Origin of the sequence: Psychrobacter sp. LFX-11D (genome assembly GCF_904846475.1) — a bacterium.
In the GTDB taxonomy this organism is placed as follows: domain Bacteria; phylum Pseudomonadota; class Gammaproteobacteria; order Pseudomonadales; family Moraxellaceae; genus Psychrobacter; species Psychrobacter cryohalolentis.
The window spans coordinates 31839-52295 of the sequence record NZ_CAJHAV010000002.1; the positions used below are offsets into that span (position 1 = coordinate 31839).

Sequence of the window (20457 nt, forward strand, 5' to 3'; positions counted from 1 at the left end):
TTATAGGCTTAGCGTTTTGTCACCACGAGCAATACCAATGACGCCTGAACGCACTACTTCCATGATACGTTCGCGACCAATAACATCAATAAAACCATCGAGCTTAGCTTTATCGCCGACGATTTGAATCGTATATAAGTTGGCATTGACGTCAACGATCTGTGCACGAAAAATATCGGCACTGCGTTTGATCTCTTCACGTACACCGCCCGTCGCACGTACTTTTATTAGCATCAGCTCACGTTCGACGTGTACGGTATCTGAGAGATTAAGCACTTTAACCACTTCGATCAATTTATGCAATTGCTTGGTGATTTGTTCTATCTTTTCAGGTGACGTGATTGTCGTTACTGTCAGACGTGAAATACTTGGATCATCAGTAGGGGCGACGTTTAGCGTTTCGATATTGTAGCCACGTTGTGAGAACAAGCCGACTAAACGCGACAACGAACCCGCTTCGTTTTCCATCAATACCGAAATCAGATGTTGTTGTTGCATTAGGTACGCTCCCCTTTTGTTAACCACATATCACGCATCGTTTGCCCAGCGATTTGCATCGGATATACATGCTCATTACGATCGACGTAAACATCGATAAATACCAACCTGTCTTTTATTGCCATGGCTTCAGCCAATTGTGCTTCCATGGTCGCAGGATCAGTAATCTTGATACCGACGTGACCATAGCTTTCAGCAAGCTTGACAAAGTCTGGTAAAGAATTCATGTAAGAATGTGCGTGACGACCTTCATACAGCATGTCTTGCCACTGTTTTACCATACCCAACTGTGCATTATTCAAGTTTAGGATTTTAACTGGCAAATCATACTGCAAACAGGTAGACAGTTCTTGGATATTCATCTGAATAGAGCCTTCGCCAGTAATACAAACCACATCACGCTCAGGATTAGCAAGTTTGGCTGCCATCGCATACGGCAAGCCAACGCCCATAGTACCAAGACCACCTGAGTTCAGCCATTGACGTGGCTCATTATAGGTATAGTAAAGCGCGGCAAACATCTGATGTTGACCCACGTCACTCGTGATAATCGCATTACTATTAGTCACTTTATCTAAAGCTTGAACGACCGCTTGTGGCTTAATACCATTATCGGTACTGGTGTCATAGCGCAAACCATGACGCTTGCGCCACTCATTAATCTGTGACCACCAATCCAACAACGCCGGTTGGTCTAACTCTTTATCTTCGCCAATAATGTCTATCATGTCAGTAAGCACTGATTTCACATCGCCAACGATAGGAATATGAGCAAAGATCGTTTTTGAGATAGAGGTTGGGTCAATATCAATATGAATAATCGTCGCATTTGGACAGAATTTTTTGACGTTATTGGTCACGCGATCATCAAAGCGTGCCCCAACTGCCAATATAACGTCAGAATGATGCATGGTCATATTGGCTTCATAAGTGCCATGCATACCAAGCATACCCAAGAACTGCTCATCAGAGCCAGGGAAAGCACCCAAACCCATTAAGGTATTGGTGACTGGTAGGTTTAAACGATGAGCAAGCGCCGTTAATTCTTTATAGGCATTACCTAAAACTACACCGCCACCAGAGTAAATAATCGGGCGCTTAGCCGCAAGTAAGGTTTCAACCGCCTTTTTGATTTGACCACTATGACCTTTTAATGACGGCTGATATGAGCGTATAAATACCTCTTTTGGATATTCATAAGCAAATTTTTCGCTAGGCGCAGTCATGTCTTTTGGCACATCGATGACAACAGGACCCGGACGTCCAGACTGGGCAATATAAAAGGCTTTTTTGACAATCATTGGGATTTCGCTAGCATGGCGAACTTGAAAGCTATGCTTCACGATTGGGCGTGATACACCAATCATATCGGTTTCTTGGAAAGCATCTTCACCGATCAGACTACTAGGCACCTGACCTGCGATGATCACCATCGGTACAGAATCCATAAAAGCAGTGGCAATAGCTGTCACTGTATTGGTCGCACCAGGACCTGAAGTCGCTAGCACCACACCCGTGTTGCCAGTTACTCGTGAATAAGCATCTGCCATGTGACCTGCGGCTTGTTCATGACGTACCAGAATATGCTCAACATTGTCTTGTTGAAATAAGGCGTCATAGATATGAAGGACCGCACCGCCTGGATAACCAAAAATGTATTTGACGCCCTCATCCGTTAGTGCTTGCACCAACATCTCAGCACCAGATAGCATGACAGGCTCATTGCTTCCTTCGGCAAGGCGTTGCTGCTTTTCAGGGAAATTCTTGGCAGCATGACCCGTTTGGGTATGTCCAGTCATATTCGGACTTTGCGTGGTTTGCGTCACTGTCGTCACCTTTTTTTGTGGCAAGAATATGTGCCCGCTACGTCTAAGTTACGCTGTGTTATAGGACAGCATATTACTCAAACATAGCAATATATTTAAGGTCAGCTTTGCGACAGGGTTTTATCGATATACAGTGACAAGATGCGAGTGCATCTATAAAAGAAGCTTATTATTTGTAGTGCATACAAGGTTGCGCTAATGACAAATAGACGGATACAGAATGATAGAACAAATCTCAAAGCTTATATTTTATAGCTTATATCATGTTATATGATTACGAAATCTTATAACCTGTTTGATGAGGAGATGTTAAAAACACACATGACACTCTATTTTTACAACAGCAAAATCTTACGAGACACAGTAATAATAAGTTTATCTTAGTCATTGTAGACAGATAAGTCCGGAGACAATAAATATAGATTTGAATAGCATTATTACAAGCGCTATTTATTTTATATCATTGTCACAAAGATAATAAGGCTAAGCAAGCTACCGATAAGCAACCCGTAGTCCTTATTTTCAAGTGCCACGGCAATATCATAAAAGCCGCTCACTGACCAATCAACTGCTATTATATTCGATGGTTTGTGAGCTATTGTCAAGAAAAACTTCTAAACCCTATCCCCAACTATTGGTTATTAAACAATGTACATTCATAAGTATTATTTGCTAGAATCAAGCCATTATGTATTTATATTGTTATCGATTCTATTAACCCTTATGCTTAACTGAACGATAGCTGTATTTTTTACCCATTAAGAGGGCTGTTACTATGGCACAAGCGTCTACGATAAGCACTGCTACCAAACTACTTATCAGTGTCAGCACTGCGTGTATGTTCATACTACCAATGAGCGCCACTCATGCCATTCAGGTATACAAATCTATTGGCGCACATGGCGAAGTCAAGTACAGCCAATATGCGCCGCAAAATGGTAGGAATATCGAAGTTATCGAGTTTCGTAGTGACGGTAGACAGAGCAATGCTGGACAGCTGGCAGGTAAAACCGAAGCCTATCAAAGTGCGCCGCAAAGCGCAGAAGAACAGCGCGTTGCCCAATTAGAAGCACGCATCAAAGAGCAAGAAGCCCAAGCGAATGCCCAGCGTTGTCAATCGTTACGCAATAATTTAACCAATCTAAATGTGGGCGGACGTATTTATGAGATGGATGCCAATGGCAAACGTCAATATCTAGATGGTCGTGAGATTGAGCTTAAGCGTGAACGTGTTCAACAAGCCATTACCCAGTATTGTGGCTAATCTTCAATTTGGTGTTTAAACACATTTAGCTGAGGTGACATTAAATCGTTAAAGGCTATCTGTTATGAGATGCATCACATGACGGATAGCTGCTGGCATATCTTGAGCTTGCAGACCTCGCTGCCCCACCAATAATAAATTATCATCGTTATTTCTCGTCTGGTTGACTAAAACATCGCCTGCTAATCCATGGATAACGACTGCTTGGTGCAAACTGCGTAGTTCATGTTTTAAATCATCCTGTGCCCATAGTCCAGTAATGACACCTGTAAGTACATCACCCATACCAGCGGTCGCCATGCCAGCATTGCCCACACCGCACACATAAACATGCGGTTGCGCTGATTGCTGCTCCAGAATTAACGACCCTGCTCCCTTTAACACCCAATCACCGCCATAAATTGCTGCGCACTCTGTTATTGCAGCCAATCTATCATTTTCTATCTCATTTACCTTTTTATTCAATAATCTAGCAGCTTCCCCACTATGTGGCGTTAAACACACTTGATAATTTTTACTATGTGTTTTTAGCTCGGCTATCAGCATATGGTTTTCCCGATGCAATGATGCCAAATGATAGAGACCGTCAGCATCAATGATTACGGGCTTACCTGCTGCTACCGCAGTCTGCAGATATTCAGTAAATAGCAATTTTGCTTTTTCATCACGCCCTAGGCCCATACCAATAGCAACCACACTGGCCTCTTTAATTAGGCGTTTTACTCCTTTGGTATCATGCAAATCCATGCTCATTGCATCTGCTAGCGAGGTTAATAACGCCCCATGGTAAGCCTTATGGCAGGCAACTGTTATTTTACCACTGCCCGTCGCCATCGCGCTCGATGCCGATAATATGGCTGCTCCGCCCATGCCTTGTGAGTTATCAATACGATTGCCGCCAATGATTAATACATGCCCATAGCTGCCTTTATGGCTGTTTTGTCGGCGTGGCTTTAATCGATAAGGCGAATTAATAAGGGTGGCGATAGGAATAAGCGCGTTATCATTTGCTAGATGGGGTATCAGCGGTATATCAATCACGGCGCCGCTATAATCGAGCCCGGCTTTGGTATGCAGACCAAATTTACGTGCGATCAGACATAAGGTCACATCTGCGGCTATCGCAACACGCTCAAATACCTGACCAGTAGAGGCAACCAAGCCACTTGAGATATCAACCGCGATGACCAATGCTTTAGCATGCTCTGCTGCTTTGTTAAAAGCGCAAATTGCTTGCTGATAAATATCGCTCGCTGCACGATTGAATCCAATACCAAATATCGCATCGATATAAACATCCGCCGGCAAAGCGCTCATGCTTCTATCATCGATATTTTCAAAACATCGATATTTACAATCAGCAGATAGTGCCAGCTGTAACGCCTTTGTCGCATCAGCAATTGGATTTTTACTATCTTCATTAAAACTTTCTATATTATCTTTTATAACAAAATCTTGTTTCTCAAAGCCAACCGTAATGATTTGTACTTGCCAGCCTCTCTGCTGTAAATAATACGCAACAAGCCACCCATCGCCACCATTATTACCTTTTCCGACCCAAACACTGACACGGCACGGACGATTAACAGGACGAGAGGCAATGCCCTGCTTTGCTAATTGCTCATTCAAACATTTTTCTTCATAAAGTATCTCAATATGCTTCACCATTTGCCAAGCCGCTTGTTGCATTAGAGCAAAGCTGTTATTGCCTTGTGCAAACCATGCTTGTTCCATCGCATAGAGCTGCTTGCTGCTATATAGAGCGATAGGCATGGTAGTTTTCGATGACAATTCATTTGACGTTGGCATGACTAACCCTCGATTATTCTTATAAGATTTGGCTAAGCTTCTGACTTATTATCAGTACAAACCAAAATTGATGTATGTATTTGCTGCTATTGACTTTAAGGTCAATTAATTAGGTTTAATCTATATAAATCTATATTTATATGGATTTATTCACTTTGATACTTGCGCTCTTCGCTCACTGGCTTATCATATCCATATTCACATTATCATTGATCGTCAGATATGAGCAATAAATCTCAAACAAACTCTCAAACGCAGATGCCATCATTACCTACTAGCGTCACTGCTAAAAAGATTGCTATCAATAATACGCATGATTTTACTACTACAGCAGATATTAAACACTGGATTAAAGAGACAGCGCAATCGTTAGGGTTTGCAGATTGCGGCTTTTTATCGGTACATCACCCTTTGTTTGTTAAGCAGACTGAACAGTTAAAGCAGTGGTTGGCCAAAGGCTATGAAGCACAATTACAGTTTATGCACAGCAATCATCATCTGCGTGCACACCCTGAGCAACTGGTAGAAGGCGCAAAAACCATTATTAGTGTGCGTATGGATTATCTCACTCAAACCCCAACACCACGTACTGTGACTGACAATAATTATCCTAACCAAGGTATCATTGCTCGCTATGCAAGAGGGCGCGACTATCATAAAACCATGCGCAGTCGCCTTAAGCAGCTGGCGTTAAAAATCGAGGCGATGCTTCCTGAATGGCGACATCTAGATATTGGCGCTGACACAGATTTTATTTTTAGACCTTTTAGTGACTCAGCTCCTATCTTTGAGCGACCGATTGCTGATGCTGCGGGTCTTGGCTGGACTGGCAAGCATACATTACTCATAAACAAACAAGCCGGCTCGTTCTTTGTGCTCGGAGAGCTGTTTATGAGCCTTGAACTACCTGACGATGAGCCAGTTAAAGAGCATTGCGGCAGTTGCAGCGCCTGTATTGATATCTGTCCCACTCAAGCCATTGTCGCCCCTTATGAGCTTAATGCGTCAGCTTGCATCTCTTATCTTACGATTGAACATGACGGTATTATCGATGAAAAATACCGCCGCGCTATTGGTAATCGTATCTTTGGCTGTGATGATTGTCAGCTGATTTGCCCATGGAACCGTTATGCCAATCTGACGCCCGTAGAGGATTTTGCGCCAAGGCATCGCCTTGATAGCAGCAGTTTGCTGGAATTGTGGCAATGGCAAGAAGCAGAGTTTATGAAAAAGACCGAAGGTAGCCCACTTAGACGCACCGGTTATGTGAATTTTCTGCGTAATATCGCTATCGGTCTTGGCAATGCCACTGGTAATCAAGAAATCATCGAAGCATTACAAGCAAAACTGGGGCTACATAACACTATGCTTGACGAACATATAGATTGGGCGATCGCTGAACAGCGTCATAAATTGGATATCTTACTTATTAATAATTAGAAGCCTAATTTTTAACTCTATATTTTATACATAAAAAAACACCTCATATTTTGAGGTGTCTTTATACAGCCATATTCTAAGTATCCAAAATACTATGAGTGTTTCGATACTTATAACGACTTAAAAAATGATAACTATTTAGGAATACGTAGTACTTGACCAGGATAAATCTTGTCTGGGTCAGACAACATCGGCTTATTGGCTTCAAATATCTTCATATAATCACCAGTTGAACCATAAACATCTTTTGCAATTTTAGATAAGCTATCACCAGATTTTACAGTGTACATAGTCGACTCAGGTGACTGCTCTTCAATATCGATATTATCAATGACTTTAGCCACGTTTTGTACATTACCGATGGCAATAATAGCTTTTTCGCGATCAGCTTGAGTCTTAGCTTTACCGCTAATTTCTGCAGTATCGGTTGACCCATTATACTTAATCTTTAAATCACTAATATTTAGATTTTGCTGCTGAATACGACGAAGTAAAATATTGGCTACTGATTGCGCTGAAGGCTCAGTACTCTGTACTGGTGTATTAGCGTCTGCTTTGGTTTCTACTTTAGCGTCATGCTTGGCGTCATCACGATTAAAGATTTTATCACCAATGTCTTTTGCAAAACTGAACATACCCATATAACTGCTCCTTAAAATATTATTAATTATTATGCATCATTGTTGTTTCGATGATAACGCATATCGGTTATCACCCTTTTTTGCTTACCATTATGAGTATAAGCAAAGCCATGAGCGATAAATAGTAAGAGTATGTTGAGTAATGTTGATTTGGCGTAGCCAATGTTAACGCTAATATTAAATCAGTTGTTATAAGTGTAATAACAATAAAGAGAAATGATAAACATAAAAAAACCGCCTATCTATCAAGATAAGCGGTCATATCGAACTTATTGAGCAAGTCGCTAATTATAGCTGTGCTTGTACGTAGTCGATTGCTTTTTGAACAGTCGTTAATTCTGCTGAATCTTCGTCAGGAATTGTGATGCCAAAATCGCTTTCAAATGACATAACCAACTCAACTAAATCCAGTGAATCAGCGCCTAAGTCTTCCATAAATGAAGCATCGTTGTTGATGTCTTCAACATTCATACCTAGTTGCTCAGCTACGGCAGCTTTAACTCTTTGCTCGGTATCATTACTCATGTAGATTTCTCCTTTTTGATCTATTATTTTGACAAACTACTATAATCACGTGGTTAGCCACTATAGCATTGTATATAAATGGGATTATCAGATCCATATAGCCATCTGAGTGTACTATAACAAGTTATACATTCTGTACTAATATCTAGTAAAGCCTTGCTATCATACATGGCTTTGACTTAAAAGTATTCGACATTATAGCACCCTTTATTATAGTTTACACTCGTTCACACAGTTTTTTATTATAAGTATGTAACGCTTGGGATTCAGCACTAATTGCTATCGCATGTAGGAAAAATCCGACAGCAAACTGCTACATATACATGCCGCCATTGACCGGCAAAACAGCACCTGTGATATAACTGGCTTCATCGCTTGCTAAAAACAGTACAGCAGCAGCGATATCCTCTGGCTGACCAAGACGGCTGATAGGTACAGCATCTAACATTGAGTTCAATAAACGCTCATCAAGCTCGTCCGTCATATCGGTTTCAATCAAACCTGGCGCCACACAATTAATGGTAACTTGACGTGAGCCAATTTCGCGCGCTAGCGTACGGCTAAAACCTTCGACGCCAGCTTTAGTCGCCGCATAGTTAGATTGACCTGCATTACCCATTTGGGCAACCACAGAGGTGATGTTGATAATACGACCACGGCGTGCTTTCATCATGCCACGGATAGCACGTTTGCTCATACGATAAACAGAGGTTAAATTGGTATCTATGACATTGTCCCAATCTTCATCTTTCATACGCATCAATAAGCCATCTTGAGTGATACCAGCATTATTTACCAATACTTGAACAGCACCATAGACGCTTTCTATCTCTTCAAATAGCTTGTCAATCTGCGCAGTATCGCGTACATCTAAAACACGACCAATACCGCCACTATCATTTAGATAGTCATCAATTTGTGCAGCACCTTTTTCGGTGGTGGCTGTCCCGATGACGAAATGTCCTTCTTTAGCAAAGCGTTTGGCGACGGCTTTGCCGATACCGCGGCTTGCGCCTGTGACTAATGTGATCGTACGGCTCATGATAATACCTCCAGCAATTTATCTAGACGAGCGGGCTTGTCAGTCGGATAGCTCATAATTGGATGCGCTTGACGCTTCGCCAAATTACTCAAGACGTTACCACTACCACACTCAATTAAAATGTTAATTTGTTTATCTGCCAGCTCTTGCATGGTTTTTGACCATAGTACTGGCTGACTTAGTTGTTCGGTTAATGCCTCTTTGATACCTGCCGCACTGGTTTCAACACGTGCATGACGATTTTGAATCACAGGAATCGTTGCTTGATCAAACTTAATTGCGGCAAGTTCTGCTGCCAACGCTTTACTGGCCGGCTCCATTAAAGCACAGTGTGACGGCACACTTACCTTTAATGGAATGGCTTTTTTGCCAGTATTTTGTACTTTATCAATGACTGCATTAACGCCTGCAGCATTACCAGAAACCACAACTTGCCCTGGGCTATTAAAATTTGCTGCACCAACAATCGCATCATCTACATGCTCAGTTGCTTGCTCACACAAATTTTCGACTCGGTGATCTTCCAAACCTAGTACTGCTGCCATAGCCGTATCAATACCCACTACAGCGTCTTGCATCAATTGACCACGCTTATGTACCAGTTTCACGGCATCAGCAAGTGACAGCACGTTAGCTGCGCAAAGGGCGCTATATTCGCCAAGGGAATGACCAGCTAGGTAACAAGGCTTATCCTTTATTTTTTGTTGTAAGATGCGCCAAATAGCGATACTAGCGGTCAATAACGCAGGCTGTGTATATTGCGTTTGATTAAGTTTTTCTTCATCTTGACAGATTGCCCACAAATCTTCGCCTAATGCCACACTTGCTTCAGTAAAGGTTTCAAGAATTTCAGGATAGGTATCAGCAAGCTCGCTTGTCATACCGACTACTTGTGAGCCTTGCCCAGGAAACAGTATTGCAATACGGGTTGGTTGTTTTTTTATCATATCGGGTACAGAGCCCATAACCAATATTCCTTATTTGATTGGAAACACCCCTAGCGTGAATGGGGCTAATCGTAGAGTTAAAGACTATAATAGGATATTAATTTTATAGAGCCGTTACTGTCACTAGTCCTTTAAGACAGCATACTCTTATGAAACTATACACTGACATCAGTAATTAACAAAGCTGCTAAAAAGTTAATTATTTATCTCGCTTCGATAAATCCTATGATGTGACTTATACTAGATAGCTAGAATAGCTAATTCTTCATAACTGATGCGTTAAAACGGCCGTCAACAGCTAGCGGTCAATAAACAGTCAATAAACAGTCAATAAACAGTCAATAAACAGTATTAAAAACTAATAATGAAAACTATTACTAAAAAACCCATAGCAAAAAGCCAAGTTATCTAGCCACATAATATATGATAGCGAAATAACTTGGCTTTCATTAGCTCAAACCAATTGCTGAATAATAGCCTGATAAAGAACATCGACAGTCATAAAAACCATCATCATCTTTAGCAGCCATCAAATAACAATAAATTAAGCGTCTTGACTTACTTTAAACAACTGACGACCACGATAAAAACCATCTTTGGTCATGTGATGACGACGATGTTTTTCACCAGTAGTAGCATCAACGCTTATTTCAGCGATTTCCATGCGATGATGTGAACGGCGCATGTCACGACGTGAACGACTTTTACGACTTTTTTGAACGGCCATGATATAGCTCCTATACTTAAAAGGGATAAGCTTGAAATTCAGCTTTAATCGACACTGACAGAGGCTATATAATCACAACAACCTAAGTCTTACGCATCATTAGTTAAATAGATTGCCACGTATTAAAGTGTTGATTACGTCTAAAATCTATAGTTAGTCTGCAAGGTTAGCTTCTCTCTGCCAATGGCAGATTGCTAGAATGCAATAAACGGGACATTATACGCATGTTCAACGGATTAATAAAGCCCTGCTTTTCACTCTTCTGCATAAAGCTGGCAAAAATATAATAGAACATATCTTTTATCAATGCCGTTTATAGCGTTATAAGTTACCTTTCAAAGATGCTAAAGCAGCAAAAGGATTTTCAGTTTCTTCTTCTTCAGGTATTTCACCAAACTGCTCAACACTCATTTCACAGTCATCATGCTTTGGCGCCATTGGCGTTTTGAGCAAAATTTCATCTTCTACCAATTTTTTGAATGGTAATAGTCGCTCTGGCGATTGCTCAGTGACAATTTCGTCTAACAATAAATAATCTTGCTCTTCATTAACTAGGCGTATTTGGCTTTCATTATCAAGAAGCGCAATATCATACTCATCACTCAAATCAATAGCAATCGGCTGCAGACAGCGCTGGCAAGTCAGCCAGACTTCACCAGTCAATGTGAAAGCCAAATGCAGTACATTGTTGCGACGATACAGAGTGGTATTTAGCACAATATTTGATTGTTCATGCTCGCTAGCTAAAATAGTCGCAAGACGCTCAAAAGAGCTGGGAGCTTCTTCACCTGCCCATTCAAAGCCAGTGTCTTCCCACTTATTTAAAGAGATGTTATCAGGCATGCTGGTTGACGTAGGCACTTGTACTTTACTAGCATGAAGCGCTGACGGCTTGTTATCTTGGGTGCTTGACATACGCGGCCTCATTGATCAAAAACGGTGTATAATATTGCCTGCCATACTAACGGAAAGCGCCCTGTTGCGCTAGCGCTAGTATGTTAATATTTTTTGGCAATTTCCTTGTCATTGTTTACCTAAAGAGATAGGACATCCTGCTCTATCATCCTTTACTTGGTTAAAGTTTTATTTATGATATCGCCTACCTTTTCTCCTGATTTTTCCAATTCATTATCTACTATTGATGCCAAAAATTTATTACACCGTTTGAATGAATTGCAAAGTCAGAAAACAAATCTTACTGAACACAGTATCAATCTTGAGGCAGATTCCTCATTAAAAAAACTGGCATTACAGTGGCAATATTTGGCTAATAACTATTTGATTCATTCTGCTAAAGAGATCAAGATCATTGAGCCTATCAAAGTATGCGAATTTATTCAAAACAGTTTAACCGATCTTAATTTTCAAAATGAATTATCGTTTGAAGGTATTGAGCAAGCACTGACTGATTGGCTTATTAATCTATTTAATCATTTATTTATCAGCAAACAGGTTATCTTGGTTCGTAGCACTGGCGAGCCCGAATACTTTCCTGCCCAGAACAATCAACCCGCAAGAATTGAGTTTGCTCATGGATTTTTTGCTAGTGCATTGCATGAAATCAGCCATTTTTGTATGGCAGGTGAACGACGTAGACAACTACCTGACTTTGGCTACTGGTATGCACCTGACGGACGCTCACCGGCTCAACAACAGGCATTTGAACGTGTTGAGGTTAAGCCACAAGCTATAGAGTGTTTGTTTACGTTAGCTTGTGGACGACCTTTTCAAGTATCACAAGATAATTTATCTGCAGATTTTGATACCAGTGGTAGTACTTTTGCTCAAGATGTTTATCAACAAGTTCAAGCATATATTACTAAACCAGATACCTTACCATCTGATGCTAAAACCTTGCTACAAGCTTTACTCACTATCTGCGCCGTATCTTAGCTAAAACCTACAATGTAAGATTTTTTATTATCGTCATCAAAACTCATTACACGACTGGCTATTGTTAACGATTTTATACTCACGTTAACGCCTTGCCCATAAACTTATATTTACTTTACGCTATACTACTTGATAAAGCCGTATTTTAATCTTTAGTACAAAAAGCAAAGTTCATCAATCAAATTCTAATAATTATAAAATAAGGAATTATTATGCAAGTATTTTATATTCATCCAGAAAATCCACAGCCACGGCTGATTGAGCAAGTAGCAGATTTATTACGTAAAGATCAATTGATTATTTATCCGACTGATACCAGTTACGCTTTCGGCTGTCGCTTGGGCGCAAAAGATGCCTTGGAGAAACTAAAACAAATACGCGCACTTGATGATAAACATCAATTCACCCTACTTTGCCGTGATCTAAGTGAGATTGCGAATTATGCTGCAGTAGACAATGTCCAATTTAAACAGCTCAAAGCGCATACACCAGCACCGATTACCTTTATTTTAAACGCGACTAAAGATGTCCCTAAGAAGCTGGCACATGCAAAGAAAAAAACCATTGGTATTCGTGTTCCAAGTAATGCTATTGCCCAAGCTTTATTAGAAGCGATGGATGAACCTATTTTGACCAGCTCATTAATACTACCGAATCGTGATGATATATTAGATGACCCTTTCGAGATCGAAGAATTATTAGGCAATAAGATAGATGGGCTCATTAATGCTGGCATTAAAACCACCAAACTCACGACCATCGTCGATATGACCAGTAGCCAGCCAGAAATCATTCGGCAAGGTGCTGCTGATGTGAACTCATTGCTGTAGATAGATATTTACTGCAATTGAGTAAATATGCACTTCCCTAACGATCATACAAAAATTTAAACGAAAAAAAGCTCCAATTGAATTGGAGCTTTTTTATGTACATATTTTGGTTATTGTAAAATTAGTCGCGATCAACCAATTCTACATAAGCCATAGGCGCATTGTCACCATCACGGTAACCACATTTTACGATACGCAAATAACCACCTGGACGAGCTTGGTAACGAGGACCAAGAGTACCAAATAATTTGCCTACCATAGCTTTGCTACGCATACGGCTAAATGCCAAGCGACGGTTAGCAACGCTGTCTTCTTTAGCCATAGTGATCAATGGCTCAGCAACGCGACGTAACTCTTTTGCTTTTGGTAAAGTTGTTTTGATCAGTTCATGCTCAAATAATGAGTTGGTCATGTTCTGAAACATTGCCTTACGATGACTGCCGGTACGACCCAGCTTGACTCCACTCTTACGATGGCGCATAGTCAAAAATCCTTAAAGTTTAACGGCTACGATAAGAAAAGCGATCATCAACACGTAAATCAGCTGGTGGCCAGTTATCTAGGCGCATACCAAGCTCCAAATCTTTAGACGCTAGTACGTCTTTGATTTCTGTCAATGATTTCTTACCAAGATTTGGGGTTTTTAGAAGTTCAGTCTCTGAACGCTGTACCAAATCACCGATATAGTAAATGTTTTCAGCTTTTAAGCAGTTGGCTGAGCGAACCGTTAGTTCAAGATCGTCCACAGGGCGTAATAGCACCGGATCAACCTCTTCTTTTTCTTTCACAGGCTCAGGCGCTTCTTCAGCTTCTAGGTCAACAAAGATAGAAATCTGTTGTTGTAATATAGTGGCTGCTTTACGAATTGCTTCTTCTGGATCTATAGTGCCATTTGTTTCAAGCTCAATGATAAGACGATCAAGATCGGTACGTTGTTCTACACGTGCGTTCTCAACCTGATAAGCAACACGAAGCACAGGACTAAAACTTGCATCAAGTTTTAAGCGTCCAATCGCTTTAGTATCACCATCTTCACGGCGCTGGTTTGCTGGCTCATATCCACGACCCATTACTACGCGCAAACGCATCTTTAGATGACCACGATCACTCAATGTACCCAATACCAATTCTGGATTGATGATGTCCACATTGTGCGGTAACGTGATGTCTGCAGCAGTAATAGTGCCTGGACCTTGTTTATCCAAGGTCAAAAATACTTCATTTTGGTCATGAAGGGTGATTGCTAAGCCTTTTAAGTTCAAAAGCAAATCAAGCACATCTTCTTGTAGTCCTTCAAGCGTTGAGTATTCATGGTCAACACCATCAATCTCAGCTTCAATGACTGCAGCACCAGGTAATGAAGATAACAAGATGCGACGTAAGGCATTACCCAAGGTATGCCCAAAGCCGCGTTCTAACGGTTCGAGCGTGACTTTCGCAATCGTTTCATTAACCGTATCCACGTTGATGGCGTTCGGCGTTAGAAACTCAGTTGCATTTAGCATCATGATGTCACCTCGATTTATTAAACTGGTTTAATTAACGTTAATTGCTCAATGCCATGTGAACAGCATCGAGCAGTACGTTACTTACTTAGAGTATAGCTCAACGATTAAGCTTTCGTTGATTTCAGCAGGTAGATCAATACGATCAGGCGCTTTTTTGAACGTGCCCTGTAGCTTGCTGTGATCAACATCTAGCCATTCTGGAATACCACGTTGGGTAGCCAGCTCAATTGCGTTTTTAATACGTAATTGCTCGCGAGACTTCTCTTGGATAGCGATGACATCACCATCTTGCAACTGAATTGATGGAATATTCACACGAATAAACTCATCACGGCCAGCTTTTTTCACCATAACAGTACGATGGCTAACTAGCTGACGTGCTTCAGCGCGCGTAGAGCCAAAGCCCATACGATATACTACGTTATCAAGACGACTCTCAAGCATTGCTAACAAGTTTTCACCAGTAGCGCCACGCTTACGAGCAGCTTCTTTGTAGTAGTTTGCAAACTGACGCTCTAATACACCGTAGATACGCTTAACTTTTTGTTTTTCACGTAACTGTAGAGAGTACTCTGAGCTTTTGTTACGGCTAACACCATGTTGACCAGGTGGACGAGCCGATTTTTTCGTTTTTACGTCGTATGGTTTAACACCAGACTTAAGACCTAAGTCAGTGCCTTCACGACGTGATAATTTGAGTTTTGGTCCAATATAACGGGCCATTGTTATGTCTCCTATAAGCTTCTATTATAAAAAGCTTCGTCTTTAATATTAGACGCGGCGCTTTTTCGGCGCACGGCAACCATTGTGTGGGATTGGGGTTACATCAGAGATGCTGTTGACTTTATAACCCAATGCACCTAGTGCTCTTACCGCAGACTCACGACCCGGTCCTGGTCCTTTGACCAAAACATCGATGTTCTTAACACCATATTCTTGAGCCGCTTTACCAGCGACTTCAGCTGCAACCTGAGCTGCAAATGGTGTAGATTTACGTGAACCACGGAAGCCTTGTCCACCTGAAGTGGCCCAAGCCAATGCATTACCTTGACGATCGGTAATCGTAACAATGGTGTTATTAAAAGACGCATGGATATGGGCAATGCCCTCCGATACTGAACGACGAGCCACCTTTTTGCGACTGCGAGTGTCTTTTGCCATCTTTTAGCTTCCTAAGTTAATTATCTTTTGAGAGGGCGTGTCGGACCCTTACGAGTACGAGCGTTGTTCTTGGTGTTTTGACCTCTGACTGGTAAGTTACGACGATGGCGGATGCCACGGTAACAACCAAGATCAACCAAGCGCTTGATATTCATTGACACTTCACGACGAAGATCACCTTCAGTCATGTATTCTGCAACTTGTGCACGGATAGCATCTAACTGTGTATCATCTAACTGACTGACTTTAGTACTAGGGGCAATGCCAACTGCTTCTAAGATTTTCTGAGCAGTGGTACGACCTACACCAAAGATGTAAGTTAGTGAAATAACAGCATGCTTATTATCCGGAATGTTTACGCCGGCAATACGAGCCATTGATTTCTCTCCATTAAAGAAAAATACCCTTATTGATTAAAATAAAGTGTTATTTTTCAGATTTGTTGCTGTCAATACTAAAGCTTTTATAATTATTATCGCTGCTTCGAGTTGGTAAACCAATCTATTCATTGATCATTTCATAAAAGATTTTGCATAAACTACGGCAAGTGGCGGATGATATCGCATCCGCCGTCATTTTTCAAGTATTAATTTAATAAGCAAACCAATCACTTAAAACTGACTTGCTTAAATTATTAACCTTGGCGTTGCTTGTGGCGAGGTTCTGCGGTACAAATGATATGTACACGGCCTTTACGGCGCACAACTTTACAGCTACCACAAATCTTTTTAACTGATGCTTGAACTTTCATAGCATACTCCTTTGAGATATCGTACCGCTCATTTAAGATTGAGTGGGCGATTGAATTAACGTCTGATCATGATATTGATGGGTCATCAAATGCGCTTGAATCTGCGAGATGAAGTCCATTACCACAACCACCATAATCAGTAACGACGTACCACCAAGTTGAAACGGCACACCAAACGATGACTGCACGACCATTGGCATTAAACAAATAACCGTCATATATATCGCGCCAATGAAGGTCAATCGGTTTAATACATGATCGAGGTAACGCTGAGTTTGTTGTCCTGGGCGAATACCTGGGATATACGCACCACTACGTTTAAGGTTTTCAGCCACTTCACGCGGACTAAATACCAATGCCGTGTAGAAGTAACAGAAAAAGATAATCATTGCACCAAATAGAACGAGATACAGCGGCTGTCCTGGGGACAACACCAATGCCATATTTTGCAATATCTTTTGCGTCAAGGTAGGATCAGGCGATTGACCAACCCACTGCCCTAAACTTGCAGGAAACAATAGCAATGAGCTAGCAAAAATAGCAGGAATAACCCCTGCCATATTTAGTTTCAACGGCAAATGTGATTGCTGCTGAGCGTAAATCTTGCGACCTTGCTGTTGTTTTTGCGCATAATTGACAGGAACACGGCGCTGAGCACGTTCAATATAGACGATACCCGCAGTAACCGCGACACCTAACAATGCAAAGATAAAGAGGACAATCAAGTTCATTTGACCTTGGTTGACCTGTTCAATAGACTGCGAAATCATACCTGGCGTACCAGCCACAATACTCGCAAAAATGAGCATTGAGATACCATTACCTACGCCGCGCTCTGTAATCTGCTCACCAAGCCACATTAAGAACATAGCACCAGCTACCAATGAAGTAACCGCTGGAATATAGAAAGTCAGACCAGAAGATAAAGTAAGATTTTGGCTGATTAAGCCAGCACACATCCCTAATGACTGTACTAGAGCTAATGCAAGTGTCCCTTGACGGGTATACTTGTTTAGCTTACGTCGTCCCGCTTCACCCTCTTTTTTGAGAGCTTCAAGCGATGGCAATACCGCAGACATCATCTGTACAATAATCGATGCTGAGATATATGGCATAATACCAAGTGCCATGATGGACATACGCTCTAGTGCACCACCTGAGAACATATTAAACATGCTCAGGATGGTATTTTCGTTGCGCGAAAACAGATCAGCCAAGTTAACCGGATTGATACCCGGTACTGGGATATGCGACCCAAAACGATAAACAATCAATGCGCCGATTAAGAATAACAAACGCGTCCATAGCTCATCATACTTACGTATAAAGGCAAAAGGATTAAGCGGTATACCAGTCGATGACATTGATTGCTTTGACACGTTACTACTCCTCGATGCTACCACCAGCAGCTTCGATTGCTTGCTTAGCGCCTTTAGTCACTTTGATACCTTTAAAAGTATAAGCTTTAGTGACTTCACCCGACAACATAACGCGCGCACGCTTCATGTCACGACGGATAAGGTTAGCAGCTTTCAAAGTTTCAATACTAACGACATCGCCTTCAATTTGGCTCAGTTCAGACAGACGAACTTCAGCAGTCGTCATAGCCATTTTACTAGTAAAACCAAATTTTGGTAGACGACGATATAAAGGCATTTGACCACCTTCAAATCCTGAGCGTATGCTAGAACCTGAACGAGATTTCTGACCTTTTACACCACGACCACCAGTTTTACCAAGGCCTGAACCGATACCACGACCACGACGTTGGGCAGTTTTCTTTGCGCCAACACCTGGTGATAATTCATTTAATCTAAGACCCATTACGCTTCCTCCACTTTTACCAAGTAGTTAACGCGATTGACCATACCACGAGTTGAAGGAGTATCTTCTACTACAACAGAATGATTAATACGGCGTAAACCCAATCCTTTCAAGCATGCTTTGTGGCTCTTGAGGCGATGGGCACCCGATTTGAATTGAGTGACTTTCATTTTTTTCATCGTAACTCACCTAGTCTAAGTTAACCCAAGATTTCGTCTACAGATTTACCACGTTTTGCTGCCATCTTTTCTGGAGTTGACATATCACGTAAACCGTTAAACGTTGCACGAACAACGTTAGCAGTGTTGGTAGAACCATAACATTTAGTCAAAACATCTTTGACACCAGCAACTTCTAATACAGCACGCATTGCGCCACCAGCGATTACGCCAGTACCTTCAGATGCAGGTTGCATATAGACTTTACTAGCACCATGACGTGCTTTGATCGGATGATACAAAGTTGCATCATTTAGCTCAACAGTAATCATATTACGTTTGGCAGCTTCTAGTGCTTTTTGAATAGCAGCTGGCACTTCACGTGCTTTACCGCGACCAAAACCAACACGACCATTACCATCACCAACTACAGTTAGTGCAGTAAAAGAGAAAATACGACCACCTTTAACAACTTTTGCAACGCGATCAACGGTAACTAAGCGTTCTACTAGACCGTCAGTCTGTTCATTTTTATCATTTTTATCATTTCTAGCCATGATTAAAACTCCAATCCGTTTTCGCGAGCAGCTTCAGCTAAAGCTTTTACTCGACCATGATATTTAAAACCACTACGGTCAAATGCAACTTTAGTAATACCAGCTGCTTTTGCGCGTTCTGCGATCATTTGGCCTACAGACGTCGCTGCATCAGCGTTACCAGTCGCGCCTGAACGCAAGCTGCTGTCTAAGGTAGATGCCTGAGCAATCACTTCACCACCGTTCGGAGAGATAATCTGGGCATAGATGTGTCTTGGCGTACGATTAACCGTTAGACGATGAACGCCCAAAAAACGGATATGTGCGCGGGTTTTCTTAGCTCGACGTAGACGAGCTGCTTTTTTATCAAACATTTCAACTCACCTTATTTTTTCTTGGCTTCTTTGCGAATCACATGCTCGTCACTATAACGAATACCTTTACCTTTGTAAGGCTCAGGTGGGCGGAAACCGCGGATATCGGCTGCTGCTTGACCAAGCTGCTGCTTATCGTTTGATTTTAAAACGATTTCAGTTTGCGTTGGAGTTTCAGCTGATACACCTTCAGGTAACGTATATTCTACTGGATGTGAGTAACCAACGTTTAGCGTTACTTTATTACCAGCAGCTTGAGCACGGTAACCAACACCAATCAACTGAAGACGTTTTTCAAAGCCTTCGTTAACGCCTATTACTAAATTGTTTAGTAAAGAGCGCATGGTGCCAGTATGCATCATCGCTTCTTTTGAATCGACTGTAGGTGAGAAAATGATTGCATCATCTTCCTGTTTCAGCTCGACCAATTCATGCAGGCGTAAAGACATATTGCCGTTCTTGCCTTTAACTTCGACCTGCCGATCGTTCAAAGTAACGCTTACACCGTTTGGCAGCGTCACTGGGGCTTTAGCCACACGAGACATAGGAATATTCCTTAGAAAATTAACTTCTTTATATTAGCGAAAAAACTAACAGGCTAAAAAGCGTGTTAGTTTAGCATAGTTGACCGCGTTAGACACCTAACAATGTTAAATAATTTATCATTACCACATTGAAAGAAGCCTAACAGCGTCAAATAGAC

Annotated in this window: 25 protein-coding genes; 4 read left to right on the plus strand and 21 right to left on the minus strand. The window is 41.5% G+C overall.

Annotated features, from left to right (window positions below; translation table 11 throughout):
- Complete coding sequence (ilvN, locus tag JMX75_RS01655) at window positions 1–498, minus strand: acetolactate synthase small subunit (RefSeq protein WP_011512877.1); 498 nt, start codon at window positions 496–498, stop codon at window positions 1–3.
- On the minus strand, window positions 498–2210 hold the full coding sequence (locus JMX75_RS01660) for an acetolactate synthase 3 large subunit (protein WP_011512876.1): 1713 nt from the start codon (window positions 2208–2210) through the stop codon (window positions 498–500). The genes ilvN and JMX75_RS01660 overlap by 1 nt, the downstream gene beginning before the upstream one ends.
- Window positions 2211–3099: 889 nt before the next feature.
- On the opposite strand from JMX75_RS01660, the gene JMX75_RS01665 reads away from it, so the two are divergent.
- Window positions 3100–3588, plus strand: coding sequence for a DUF4124 domain-containing protein (locus JMX75_RS01665; RefSeq protein ID WP_201530688.1), 489 nt, complete (start codon window positions 3100–3102; stop codon window positions 3586–3588).
- Between the two features lie 48 nt (window positions 3589–3636).
- On the opposite strand, the gene JMX75_RS01670 is transcribed toward JMX75_RS01665, so the two are convergent.
- Entirely contained in the window at window positions 3637–5397 is a 1761-nt protein-coding gene (locus JMX75_RS01670; protein ID WP_201530689.1) for an NAD(P)H-hydrate dehydratase, read from the minus strand.
- 222 nt (window positions 5398–5619) lie between these two features.
- On the opposite strand from JMX75_RS01670, the gene queG reads away from it, so the two are divergent.
- Window positions 5620–6837, plus strand: a complete 1218-nt coding sequence (gene queG, locus JMX75_RS01675; RefSeq protein WP_201530690.1) for a tRNA epoxyqueuosine(34) reductase QueG — start codon at window positions 5620–5622, stop codon at window positions 6835–6837.
- A 134-nt stretch (window positions 6838–6971) separates the two neighbouring features.
- On the opposite strand, the gene lysM is transcribed toward queG, so the two are convergent.
- From lysM to JMX75_RS01705, 6 genes are all read right to left on the minus strand, one after another.
- On the minus strand, window positions 6972–7478 hold the full coding sequence (lysM, locus tag JMX75_RS01680; RefSeq protein ID WP_011512872.1) for a peptidoglycan-binding protein LysM: 507 nt from the start codon (window positions 7476–7478) through the stop codon (window positions 6972–6974).
- 288 nt (window positions 7479–7766) lie between these two features.
- Window positions 7767–8003, minus strand: coding sequence for an acyl carrier protein (acpP, locus tag JMX75_RS01685; protein WP_011279816.1), 237 nt, complete (start codon window positions 8001–8003; stop codon window positions 7767–7769).
- Between the two features lie 313 nt (window positions 8004–8316).
- On the minus strand, window positions 8317–9051 hold the full coding sequence (fabG, locus tag JMX75_RS01690; RefSeq protein ID WP_226939375.1) for a 3-oxoacyl-ACP reductase FabG: 735 nt from the start codon (window positions 9049–9051) through the stop codon (window positions 8317–8319).
- Window positions 9042–10010 (minus strand): ACP S-malonyltransferase, encoded by a 969-nt coding sequence (gene fabD, locus JMX75_RS01695; RefSeq protein WP_201530691.1) that lies wholly within the window; start codon window positions 10008–10010, stop codon window positions 9042–9044. Before fabD ends, fabG begins: the two co-directional genes overlap by 10 nt.
- 526 nt (window positions 10011–10536) lie before the next feature.
- Window positions 10537–10719, minus strand: coding sequence for a 50S ribosomal protein L32 (rpmF, locus tag JMX75_RS01700; protein WP_011512869.1), 183 nt, complete (start codon window positions 10717–10719; stop codon window positions 10537–10539).
- Window positions 10720–11040: 321 nt separating this feature from the next.
- Window positions 11041–11634 carry a YceD family protein gene (locus JMX75_RS01705; RefSeq protein WP_201530692.1) on the minus strand — a complete coding sequence of 198 codons (594 nt, stop codon included), beginning with the start codon at window positions 11632–11634 and terminating at the stop codon, window positions 11041–11043.
- 174 nt (window positions 11635–11808) lie between these two features.
- Here JMX75_RS01705 and JMX75_RS01710 point away from each other — a divergent pair, with 174 nt between their 5' ends.
- Both JMX75_RS01710 and JMX75_RS01715 read left to right on the plus strand, forming a co-directional pair.
- Entirely contained in the window at window positions 11809–12612 is an 804-nt protein-coding gene (locus JMX75_RS01710) for an elongation factor P hydroxylase (RefSeq protein ID WP_201530693.1), read from the plus strand.
- Window positions 12613–12824: 212 nt separating this feature from the next.
- Window positions 12825–13442, plus strand: coding sequence for an L-threonylcarbamoyladenylate synthase (locus tag JMX75_RS01715; protein ID WP_201530694.1), 618 nt, complete (start codon window positions 12825–12827; stop codon window positions 13440–13442).
- 121 nt (window positions 13443–13563) lie between these two features.
- Here JMX75_RS01715 and rplQ read toward each other — a convergent pair whose 3' ends face one another.
- The 12 genes from rplQ to rplF all read right to left on the minus strand — a co-directional run bounded on the left by rplQ (window position 13564) and on the right by rplF (window position 20299).
- Entirely contained in the window at window positions 13564–13923 is a 360-nt protein-coding gene (gene rplQ, locus JMX75_RS01720; protein ID WP_011279809.1) for a 50S ribosomal protein L17, read from the minus strand.
- 19 nt (window positions 13924–13942) lie between these two features.
- Entirely contained in the window at window positions 13943–14950 is a 1008-nt protein-coding gene (locus JMX75_RS01725; protein ID WP_011279808.1) for a DNA-directed RNA polymerase subunit alpha, read from the minus strand.
- Between the two features lie 81 nt (window positions 14951–15031).
- Window positions 15032–15673: a 30S ribosomal protein S4 gene (gene rpsD / locus JMX75_RS01730; protein ID WP_011512865.1), complete on the minus strand. Its 642-nt coding sequence runs from the start codon at window positions 15671–15673 to the stop codon at window positions 15032–15034.
- Window positions 15674–15721: 48 nt separating this feature from the next.
- Window positions 15722–16111, minus strand: coding sequence for a 30S ribosomal protein S11 (gene rpsK, locus JMX75_RS01735; RefSeq protein WP_010196728.1), 390 nt, complete (start codon window positions 16109–16111; stop codon window positions 15722–15724).
- A 20-nt stretch (window positions 16112–16131) separates the two neighbouring features.
- Complete coding sequence (gene rpsM, locus JMX75_RS01740; RefSeq protein ID WP_011512864.1) at window positions 16132–16488, minus strand: 30S ribosomal protein S13; 357 nt, start codon at window positions 16486–16488, stop codon at window positions 16132–16134.
- A 257-nt stretch (window positions 16489–16745) separates the two neighbouring features.
- The gene (rpmJ, locus tag JMX75_RS01745) at window positions 16746–16862 is read right to left on the minus strand and encodes a 50S ribosomal protein L36 (protein ID WP_010196721.1); all 117 of its coding nucleotides are present in this window, start codon (window positions 16860–16862) and stop codon (window positions 16746–16748) included.
- A 32-nt stretch (window positions 16863–16894) separates the two neighbouring features.
- The gene (secY, locus tag JMX75_RS01750; RefSeq protein ID WP_201530902.1) at window positions 16895–18226 is read right to left on the minus strand and encodes a preprotein translocase subunit SecY; all 1332 of its coding nucleotides are present in this window, start codon (window positions 18224–18226) and stop codon (window positions 16895–16897) included.
- A 19-nt stretch (window positions 18227–18245) separates the two neighbouring features.
- Window positions 18246–18686: a 50S ribosomal protein L15 gene (gene rplO, locus JMX75_RS01755; protein ID WP_011512862.1), complete on the minus strand. Its 441-nt coding sequence runs from the start codon at window positions 18684–18686 to the stop codon at window positions 18246–18248.
- The gene (rpmD, locus tag JMX75_RS01760; protein ID WP_011512861.1) at window positions 18686–18865 is read right to left on the minus strand and encodes a 50S ribosomal protein L30; all 180 of its coding nucleotides are present in this window, start codon (window positions 18863–18865) and stop codon (window positions 18686–18688) included. Before rpmD ends, rplO begins: the two co-directional genes overlap by 1 nt.
- A 20-nt stretch (window positions 18866–18885) precedes the next feature.
- On the minus strand, window positions 18886–19401 hold the full coding sequence (rpsE, locus tag JMX75_RS01765) for a 30S ribosomal protein S5 (RefSeq protein WP_010196711.1): 516 nt from the start codon (window positions 19399–19401) through the stop codon (window positions 18886–18888).
- A 2-nt stretch (window positions 19402–19403) separates the two neighbouring features.
- Window positions 19404–19754: a 50S ribosomal protein L18 gene (rplR, locus tag JMX75_RS01770; RefSeq protein ID WP_011279801.1), complete on the minus strand. Its 351-nt coding sequence runs from the start codon at window positions 19752–19754 to the stop codon at window positions 19404–19406.
- Window positions 19755–19765: 11 nt separating this feature from the next.
- Window positions 19766–20299, minus strand: coding sequence for a 50S ribosomal protein L6 (rplF, locus tag JMX75_RS01775; protein ID WP_011512860.1), 534 nt, complete (start codon window positions 20297–20299; stop codon window positions 19766–19768).
- Window positions 20300–20457: the final 158 nt, after the last annotated feature.